This window comes from Streptomyces sp. NPDC057543 (genome assembly GCF_042801895.1).
In the GTDB taxonomy this organism is placed as follows: Bacteria; Actinomycetota; Actinomycetes; order Streptomycetales; family Streptomycetaceae; genus Streptomyces.
Map to the genome: position 1 here is coordinate 1 of NZ_JBHVFF010000325.1, position 8,921 is coordinate 8,921.

The 8,921-nt window shown below is 70.0% G+C and carries 8 protein-coding genes; 7 read left to right on the forward strand and 1 reads right to left on the reverse strand.

What is annotated here, in order from left to right; genetic code table 11:
- Nucleotides 1–317: 317 nt before the first annotated feature.
- The gene (locus ACFU8Q_RS35515; protein ID WP_384462467.1) at nt 318–704 is read right to left on the reverse strand and encodes a hypothetical protein; all 387 of its coding nucleotides are present in this window, start codon (nt 702–704) and stop codon (nt 318–320) included.
- A 378-nt stretch (nt 705–1,082) separates the two neighbouring features.
- Between ACFU8Q_RS35515 and ACFU8Q_RS35520 the strand changes: the two genes are divergently transcribed.
- The 7 genes from ACFU8Q_RS35520 (at nt 1,083) to ACFU8Q_RS35550 (ending at nt 8,787) form a co-directional block, all read left to right on the forward strand.
- Nucleotides 1,083–1,343: an acyl carrier protein gene (locus ACFU8Q_RS35520; RefSeq protein ID WP_384462470.1), complete on the forward strand. Its 261-nt coding sequence runs from the start codon at nt 1,083–1,085 to the stop codon at nt 1,341–1,343.
- 19 nt (nt 1,344–1,362) lie between these two features.
- Entirely contained in the window at nt 1,363–2,499 is a 1,137-nt protein-coding gene (locus tag ACFU8Q_RS35525; RefSeq protein ID WP_384462473.1) for a 3-oxoacyl-[acyl-carrier-protein] synthase III C-terminal domain-containing protein, read from the forward strand.
- 4 nt (nt 2,500–2,503) lie between these two features.
- Complete coding sequence (locus ACFU8Q_RS35530; protein WP_384462476.1) at nt 2,504–3,493, forward strand: hypothetical protein; 990 nt, start codon at nt 2,504–2,506, stop codon at nt 3,491–3,493.
- Complete coding sequence (locus ACFU8Q_RS35535) at nt 3,490–5,184, forward strand: FAD-dependent monooxygenase (protein ID WP_384462479.1); 1,695 nt, start codon at nt 3,490–3,492, stop codon at nt 5,182–5,184. Before ACFU8Q_RS35530 ends, ACFU8Q_RS35535 begins: the two co-directional genes overlap by 4 nt.
- The gene (locus ACFU8Q_RS35540; protein ID WP_384462482.1) at nt 5,181–5,660 is read left to right on the forward strand and encodes an SCP2 sterol-binding domain-containing protein; all 480 of its coding nucleotides are present in this window, start codon (nt 5,181–5,183) and stop codon (nt 5,658–5,660) included. The genes ACFU8Q_RS35535 and ACFU8Q_RS35540 overlap by 4 nt, the downstream gene beginning before the upstream one ends.
- Entirely contained in the window at nt 5,657–6,907 is a 1,251-nt protein-coding gene (fabF, locus tag ACFU8Q_RS35545; protein ID WP_384462485.1) for a beta-ketoacyl-ACP synthase II, read from the forward strand. The genes ACFU8Q_RS35540 and fabF overlap by 4 nt, the downstream gene beginning before the upstream one ends.
- Nucleotides 6,908–7,344: 437 nt before the next feature.
- Nucleotides 7,345–8,787, forward strand: coding sequence for a cytochrome P450 (locus tag ACFU8Q_RS35550; protein ID WP_384462488.1), 1,443 nt, complete (start codon nt 7,345–7,347; stop codon nt 8,785–8,787).
- Nucleotides 8,788–8,921 lie beyond the last annotated feature (134 nt).

Genomic DNA, 8,921 nt, shown 5'->3' on the forward strand with positions numbered 1-8,921 from the left:
GGGCCACGGCGGGAGTGTGACGACAGGCCTCAGCGCTGTACTTCGACGGCATCCAAGGTGATGTTGTGGCCCTGGCTCGCCTGGTTCTTGTGCGCTGACACCGTGATCGTGACGGTGTGCGGGCCGTCGCGCGGCCATCTCGCCGAGACTGCCTGGGTCTGGCATCCCTTGTGACCTGCGGCGTACAAAAGTGGGTCTCCGAACTTGATGGGGTGTGGCGGTGACGGGCGGGCTCGCCGGTCACACTGCGTGAGGCAGTGGGGGGCGGGCGCCCCGGACGCAAGTCGCCCGTGGGCCTTCGTGATCACGATTGTTCTCTACACGGTCGCGCCGGTCCGACCCGCTGTAGCTGCTCCGGAATCCAGGCCGAGCGCGTCGACGACGAGCGTTGTGTACCCCAGCTGCTCGACAAGCCCGTCGAGCACCGGCGCGGACTCCGCCAGCCCGCGCTGCACCGCCGGGGACAGCAGCTCCGTCGACCCGACCCGCGCGAGCAGGTCGAGTGCAACCGGGTGACCGTCCTCACGGAGAAGGCGGAGGAGGTCCCTGAGCAGCTGCTGCTCGCCCACGCTCCCGCCTTCGTAGCGCCCACCCACGCGCGCCGCCAGCATGACCGCACCACCGGGTGGGTCGGCGGCCAGCTCCGCGAGCGCGGTCCCGTGGTCAGGGGCGGCGAGGGCGGCGTCGAGACGGGCATCGGGCATGAGACGGAGGGTATTGGGCGAGGTCTGAAGGCGTGACAACCCATCGTGGAAACGTCGGAGCCCAGGTTCGGCCTGGCCAATAGCACGGTCGAATTCGGACTGGACAGCAGGAATCCCGGCTCGTCACATCGTCCGTCAATTTTCGCATTAATCCTGCATCGGACCTGCGCTCCTGGATGAGGAGCGTCGCGCCGTCTCAGGGGTCATCGAATTTAGCGCGGACCGACAAGGGGCCTCCACCCCTGACCCGGCCAACACACCTGGGGGAGGGACGGGAAAAATTCAGGGCGGCCGCGTGAACCTCTCCGATGCCCCGTCCCGCGGCTGGGGCCAGAGTGAATCCCGTGCCGCACAGGGGGTGGGGCACGGGAGGTGAACATGTCTTTGAGGACCGATCTCTACGCAGATATCACGGGATTCCTCCTGGCCAAGTGCGATGCCGACCCGGATGAACTCTGCGCGGAATCCGATCTGTACAACGACATCGGCATCGACTCACTCGACCTCGTCGCCATGGCGCAGACCCTTCAGGGTGCGTACGGCATCTCGATGGACGACGAGCGCATCGGTTCGCTCCGCACCGTCGGTGACGTCCTGGACTTCGCCGTCTCCAAGGTCGAAGCCAAAGCAGCTGCCTAGGTCACGGGGAGACTCTGCAATGCCTGCCTACATCACCGCCATGGGACGCTTCCTGCCCGGCGAACCGGTGCCCAACGAGGAGATCGAGGACTACATCGGCAGCGTGGGCCACTCGAGTTCGGGGTTGCGCGAGCAGATCCTCGACAACTGCGGCATCAAGTCACGGCACTACGCCATCGACAAGCAGCACAAGACCTTGTTCTCCAACACCGACATGGCGGTCGCGGCCATCCGCCAGGCGGTGGAGCGCTCGGACATCACCCTCGACGACATCGACCTCATCGCGGCGGCCACCGCCGTCCCGGATCTCATGGCGCCCGGCATCGCCAGCGGCATCCACGGCGAACTGGGCAGCCCGCCCTGCGAGATCGTCACCACCCACGGCATCTGCAGCTCCGGGATGATGGCGCTCAAGATCGCCTACCTCCAGGTGGCGGCCGGGGAGAAGAAGAACGCCGTCGCCTCCGCGTCCGAACTCGCCTCGCGCTTCATGAGGAGCGAACGGTTCGCCGACGTCCGGTCGGTCTCGGACGACGGCGCCATCGCCATGGAGATGGCGTTCCTGCGCTACATGCTCTCGGACGGCGCCGGCGCCGCGCTGGTGCAGGACCGCCCGGCGGCCGACGGGGTGAGCCTGCGGATCGACTGGATCTCGCTCACCTCCTACGCCAACACCGAGCAGACCTGCATGTACATGGGGTCGGCCGACAACTCGGCGGAGCAGACCTGGTGGGACTACCCCTCCGCGGCCGAGGCCGCCGCCGACGGTGCGCTGGCGCTGCGCCAGAACCTGGGCCTGCTGCCGCATCTTGTGCGGATTGGGGTCAAGGAGTACCAGCGGCTGCTCGACGAGGGCCGCTTCGACCCGGACGAGCTCGCCTGGCTCCCCGTGCATTACTCGAGCGAGCGCATGAAGTCCATGGTGCTCAAGGAGATCGAGCGGAGGAAGGTCAGGGCCCCCTCCGTCGAGAAGTGGTACAGCAATCTGACCCGGGTCGGGAACACGGGCAGCGCCAGCATCTACATCATCCTGGAGGAGATGCTCAGCGAGGGCCTGGTGTCCCCCGGCGAGAAGCTCCTGGTGATGGTCCCCGAGTCCGGCCGGTTCGCGGTGTCCTTCGCGCATCTGACGGCCGTCTCCGCCGGGGAGGCCTGAGGCCGTGGGGACGCAGCCCCGAGTGACCGTCTACTGGTACTCGCAGACCGGTCAGCTCCTGGAATCCATCTCCGCGGTCACCGACCCCCTGGAGAAGGCGGGTTGGGACGTGCGCAAGGTCGAGATCAGGCCGCGGGAACCCTTCCCCTTCCCCTGGCCCGTACGCCGCTTCTTCGGTGTCTTCCCCGCCTCCGTCGACCCCGACGGGGCACCCGAGATCACCGCCAGGCCGCCGGTGGCCGAGGACGACGACGCGGACCTGGTCCTCTTCGCCTTCCCCGTCTGGTACCTGGCTCCGGCGCTGCCCATGCGGGCGCTCGTCGGTGCCGAGCCGAAGGCGTTCGACGGGCGTGCCGTCGTCGGCCTGGTGGCCTGCCGGAACATGTGGTACTCGGCCGCCGTCGAGGTGCAGCGGCTGCTCCAGGCCGCGGGCGGCCGCTACGTGGGCACCATCGCCGCGGTGGACACCGCCTCCGCCGGGGTCACCTTCGTCACCACGCTGCGCTGGCTGCTCGCCGGAAAGCGCGATGCGTCCTGGGGGTTCCCGCGCGCCGGTGTCGGCACGGACGAGCTGGACCGGCTCGCGCTCCTCGGAGAGCGCATCGCCGAACTCGCCCCGGCGCACCCCGAACTCGCCACGGAACAGGACGAACCCGCGTCCCTCACCGCTTCCGAGGAAGCCCTGGCCGACCGGGTCCGCGACGTTCTCGCCGCCTATGACGCGGCCCCCGTGAACCCTCCGCTGGCCGCGGCCGACCTCCTCGCCGGGAAGGCCTTCCGGATCTGGGGCCGGGTCATCCGCGCCGCCGGCCGGCGTGGCGAGGCCCAACGCACCGCACTCACAGGAATGTTCGTGCTCTGGCTCACCGGCGCCATCCTGGCCGGGTTGCCCGCAGTCGTCGTCGCCCGCGTCCTGTTCAAGGCCGGCTTCGACGCCGCGGTGGCCCGCCGCCTGGCACCGGTCGTCGCCCGTCTTACGGAGGTGCGCCGATGACTGCGCCCGTATCCCATCCACTGGAGGCCGCCGAGCGGGTGGAGGTCGACGTCGTGGTGGTCGGTGGCGGGCCCACCGGCCTCGCCGCGGCCCACTTCCTCGCCGGACTCGGCGTACGCACGGTCGTCCTGGAAGAGCGCACCTCACCGTCCGGCCATCCACGCGCCACGGTGATCAACTCGCGCACCATGGAGCTGCTCAGGCACCTGGGCGTCGATGCCGAGGTGCGCCGTGCCGGCGTGCCCCTGCAGAACACGGCGCGCATCACCTGGTGCACCGAGCTCGCCGGCACCGAACTCGCCGGCCTCGACATCATCGCTTCGGCGGACGCCCTGATGCAGCGAGCGGTCAACAGCCCGGTCCTTCCCGTCATCTGCTCGCAGAACCGGGTGGAAGCGCTGCTCGTCGACAGGCTCCCCGAAAACGCGCGAGTGATCCGCGGCGTCAAGGCCGAGGAGCTGACCCGGACTCCGTCCGGTGTCAGGGTGACCGCCGGGGGCGAGCGCCCCACCGTCGTCGAGGCCCGCTACGCCGTCCTGGCCGAGGGGCTGCACGGCTCGCTGCGCGAGACGGTGGGCCTGCGACGGACCGCGGCCACGCCGCTCGGCAGGCTCCTCGACATCCACTTCAGCGCCGACCTCTCGCCCTGGACGGCCGGCCGGGAGAGCGCCCTGTACTGGGTGCTCAACGACACCGTGCGGGGCGTCCTCGTCACCGTGGACCCCGTGCGCGGCGAATGGCTCCTGGAGATCCCCGCCCTTACCGCCGACGAGGAACACACCTACTTCGAGGAGGAAGTCGATCACCACAAGCTGATCGAGGCCGCCATCGGCGAGTCGCGCGAAGCGATCGGGGGGCTGCGCATCCACTCCGTACGGAACTGGGTGATGGGCTCCACCGGACTCGCCTCCTGGCGCAGCGCCGACGGCCGGGTGCTCGCCGCAGGGGACGCCGCCCACACCTTCCCGCCCACCGGGGGCTTCGGCATGAACACCGGCATCCAGGACGCCCACAACCTCGCCTGGAAGCTGGCCGCGGTACTGCGCGGCGGTGCCCCCGACGCGCTGCTCGACTCGTACGAGGGTGAGCGGCGCCCGGTCGCGGAGTTCAACGCCCGGCACAGCGAGATCAACGCCCTGCAGAAGCGGGCACTGCTCCAATCCGACGCCGACCGGGAGAAGTTCGCCCGAAACATCGAAGAGCATCGGCCACACTTCGACTTCGAGGGGCAGACGCTGGGTTTCACCTACGCACCAGGCCCCGGCGAGCCCGTGGTCCAGGACGTGGTGACCTATCGGCCGACCGCCCAGGCAGGCCACCGGGCCCCGCACGCCTGGCTGGACCGGGCCGGCGACCGGATCTCCACGACCGACCTGAGCCGCACCGGCTTCGCCCTGCTCACCGGGGCCGAGGGAGCCGTCTGGCAGCAAGTGGTGAAGGAGACCCCGACCTTCATGGGCCTGCCCCTCACAGCAGCCGTGATCACCACGGACGGGCCCCAACTGCGCGATGTCAGCGGAGCCTTCGCCGACAGCTACGCCCTGCATGGGGCGGAAGCGGTTCTCGTACGGCCCGATGGCCATGTCCTCGCCCGGCTGCCCGGCGTCGCACCACAGCAGGAACTCCGGCAGGCCGTCGACCGAATAGTCAATAGCGGGCCGGTGCCCGCACGAGCGGAAGGGCACTCATGACGGCCGGACCGACCTTCTCCCCGGAGCGAGTCGCGGCACTGCGCTCCGGCGAACTCTCCGAAGTCCGCGCCGCCCTCGCCGGGCTGTCGCGCGAGGACCTGGCGGCCTGGCTGGCCACACCCGACGGCGAGGACGTGCTGCGCACGGTCTTCGAGCGGATGCCCGAGCGCTACACCGGAGGCCCCATGGACGGTACGCAGACCGCCCGTTGGGAGGTCGAAAGGTTGCCGGCCTCCACCCTCGCGTACGACCTCGTACTGACCGAGGACACGTGCGACGTGCGCGAGACGGGGATCTCGGGCGCCCCCGCGGTCACCCTCGCCCTCGACGCGGTCAGCTTCGTGGAGATGGCCTCCGCCGCAGTTCAGGGAATGGATCTGTTGCTCAAGGGCCGGCTGCACATCCGGGGTGATGTGAATCTCGCGATCCGGATGGAGTCTCTCTTCGGGCTCGCCGAGCCGGGTGAGCCCCTATGAACACCGCCCCCGGGCGTCACCGGGTGGTGGTGACGGGCATCGGCATGGTCAACCCGCTCGGCATCGGCACCGAGACGGTCTGGACGCGGCTGCTCGCCGGAACCTCCGGCGTGGGACCGATCCAGGGCTTCGACGCCGACCGGCTGCCGGTGCGTATCGCCGCCGAGGTGACGGACTTCGACCCGACCGACTGGCTGACCCGCAAGGAGGCCAGACGCCTCGACCGGTTCTGCCACTTCGCGATCGCCGCGGCCGAACTCGCCGTGGAGCGCGCGGGCCTCGACGGCATCGACCGGGACGGCGCCGCCACCGTGATCGGCAGCGCCATCGGCGGCGCCGGCACCATGATGGAGGGGGTGCTGAAGGACGCGGAAGCACCCCGGATGGTCTCCCCGTTCTTCGTGCCCAGCTCCATCGTCAACATGGGCGCGGGCACGGTCGCCCAGCGCTTCGGCTTCCGCGGCCCCGGCGCCGCACCGGTCACCGCCTGCGCCTCCTCGGCCGACGCGATCGGGCAGGCCTACCGCATGGTCCGCGACGGCTATGCCGGGGCCGCACTGGCGGGCGGCTCCGAGGCATGCATCGCCTCGCCGCTGATCGCGGGCTTCGCCAACATGCGCGCGCTGTCCCGCCGCAACGACGAACCCCACCGAGCCTCCCGCCCGTTCACCGCGGACCGGGACGGTTTCGTCATGGGGGAGGGCGCCACCATGCTGCTCCTGGAGACCGCGGAGTCGGCCGAGGCGCGGGGCGCGTACGTCTACGCCGAGATCTGCGGCTACGGCCAGACCAGCGATTCCTACCACGTCACCGCCCCCGATCCCACCGGGCAGAGTGCCGCCCGCGCCATGCTCGCCGCGCTGCGCGAGGCCGACCTCAAGCCCGGCGAGATCGACCACATCAACGCCCATGGCACCTCGACCCCGTTCTCCGATGCCGCCGAGACGAAGGCGATCAAGTCCGCCTTCGGCACGCACAGCGGGAACCTGGCCGTCAGTTCCACCAAGTCGATGACCGGCCATCTGCTGGGCGCGGCCGGCGCGACCGAGACGGCGTTCTGCGCCCTGGCCATCGACCGCGGGGTCATCCCGCCCACCATCAACCAGGACGCGGCCGACCCCGAGTGCGATCTCGACTACGTGCCGAACACCGCCCGTCCGTACGAGATCCAGGCGGCCCTCTCCAATTCCTTCGCCTTCGGCGGGCAGAACGTCTCGCTCGCCCTCCAACGCTTCGTCAGGGAGTGACCCCACCCATGTGCATGGAGCTCACGCCGGAAGCCACCTGCAGAGCTCGGGTGTGCATCGAGATCGGCGGCAGGGAGATCCCCCGCCGAGCCGGGCAAGGTCACTGTCGTACCGCCGGGCGTTTCGCACCGCGTCGTCAACCGTCACCAGGACGCCGCCGCAGGCATGTTCAGCACCCTGACGCCCGCCCCGCGCGCCAACGAACTCCTGGAGACGGCTCTCGGGCCTGGCCGGCGACGGCCACACCAACCGCAAGGGCTACCCCCATGTGCTCCGGGCCGCGGTCATCGCCCGCGGGTTCGGCGAGTTCGCCGTCGTAAAGCCCCCAAGTGGGTCCAGGACCTGGTCTTCGGCCTGCTCGCACCGATGGGCCGGGCCCTCAACCACCAAGGCACCTGCATCCCGTTGGACCGCCGGCCGAGCCCGCGGCGCCACTCGTGACCGCACCTCAGGAAGGCACCTCGATGACCCAGGTCTCCACCGCCCCCATGACCACCGCCGCCCCCGGTCCCACCGGCCGTCTGCGCGCCCTGCTCGCGATGTCCGGCAATCCGCTGAACTACCTCACCGGGCTGCGCGACCAGTACGGCCCCGTCGTGCGCATCCCGCTCGGCTGGCGCGAGTTGTACATGATCAACGACCCGGAGGCGGTCCACGAGGTCCTGGTCACGTCGCACCGCAACTTCGGGAAAGACGTCATGAGCGTCGGACGCGGCAAGTGGGCCGCCCCGCTCGAGGTGATCCTCGGCAACGGCCTGGTCACCAGCGATGGCAAGTTCCACCGCAAGCAGCGCAGGCTGATACAGCCGATGTTCCATCACGAACGCGTCGCCGGCTACGGCCGTGACTTTGCCGAGCTCTCCGACGACATCCAGTCCGGCTGGAAGGACGGGGACCGGCTCGATCTGCAGGTCGAGATGACCGAGCTGACCCTCGCCATCGTGGCCCGCACGCTCTTCGACGTCTCGCTCGACAGCGATGTGGCCCGCACCATCCGCACCGCCATTCCGCGCCACGAGGGTCCGCTGCGCTGGGATTCCCTGCCCTTCGCCCGCCATCTGGCGAAGCTGCCGCTGCCCGGCAACAAGCGCTTCTACGAGGGCCGGGACAACCTCGATGCCATCGTCTACCGGCTCATGGCGGAGCGCAGGCAGCGCGACGGCCAGGGCACCGACCTGCTCTCCCTGCTGCTCGCGGCGCGCGACGCCGACACCGGGGAGCCGATGGAGGACCTCCAGGTACGGGACGAGGCGATCACCCTCCTCATGGCCGGCCACGAGACCATGGCCAGCGTTCTCACCTGGTCCTACCACCTGCTCGGCAGCCACCCCGAGGCACGGGAGCGGATGCACGAGGAGATCGACGAGGTGCTCGGCGACCGGCTGCCCACGGTCGAGGACCTGCCCCGCCTCGTCTGGACCGACGCGGTCCTCTCCGAGGCGATGCGCCTCTACCCGCCGGTCATGGGCGTCGCCCGCCGTCCCCTGGACGACTTCGAGGTCTGCGGCCACCGAGTCCCCAAGGACAGCTTCGTCGGGATCATCCCGTGGGTCGTCCACCGCGATCCCCAGTGGTGGCCGCAGTCGGAGCTCTTCGCCCCGCAGCGCTGGCTCGAGACGCCGCGGTCCGCCGGCGCGGCGGACGAGCTCACCGGTCACGCGGTACGGCCCGGACGCCCGCGCCTCGCCTATCTTCCCTTCGGCGGCGGTCCGCGGCAGTGCATAGGCAATAGTTTCTCGCGGATGGAGGGCGTCATGGCGCTGGCTACCCTGGGGCGGCACTGGGAGTTCGAGCCCGTTCCCGGGTTCGCGGTCGACCCGCTGGCCAGGATCACGATCCGGCCGCGGCACGGGCTGCCGGTGTCCGCCAGGCGCCGCTGAGCGTGTTGCGTCCATTACGACCTCACCCGCGATGGAGAGTGGATCAGCGAGCGGTGTCATGCGGCTTCTAATCCACGGCGGAGGAGGGAAGCGACGCGGAGCGTCGTTGACCGACGACAACGCCGGAGGCGGAG

What these genes read in the sequence shown, in the direction of transcription:
- ACFU8Q_RS35520 (WP_384462470.1), top strand. Translation starts at nt 1,083, where the DNA reads ATGTCTTTGAGGACCGATCTCTACGCAGATATCACGGGATTCCTCCTG.
- ACFU8Q_RS35525 (WP_384462473.1), top strand. Translation starts at nt 1,363, where the DNA reads ATGCCTGCCTACATCACCGCCATGGGACGCTTCCTGCCCGGCGAACCG.
- ACFU8Q_RS35515 (WP_384462467.1), bottom strand. Translation starts at nt 704, where the DNA reads ATGCCCGATGCCCGTCTCGACGCCGCCCTCGCCGCCCCTGACCACGGG.
- ACFU8Q_RS35535 (WP_384462479.1), top strand. Translation starts at nt 3,490, where the DNA reads ATGACTGCGCCCGTATCCCATCCACTGGAGGCCGCCGAGCGGGTGGAG.
- fabF (WP_384462485.1), top strand. Translation starts at nt 5,657, where the DNA reads ATGAACACCGCCCCCGGGCGTCACCGGGTGGTGGTGACGGGCATCGGC.
- ACFU8Q_RS35540 (WP_384462482.1), top strand. Translation starts at nt 5,181, where the DNA reads ATGACGGCCGGACCGACCTTCTCCCCGGAGCGAGTCGCGGCACTGCGC.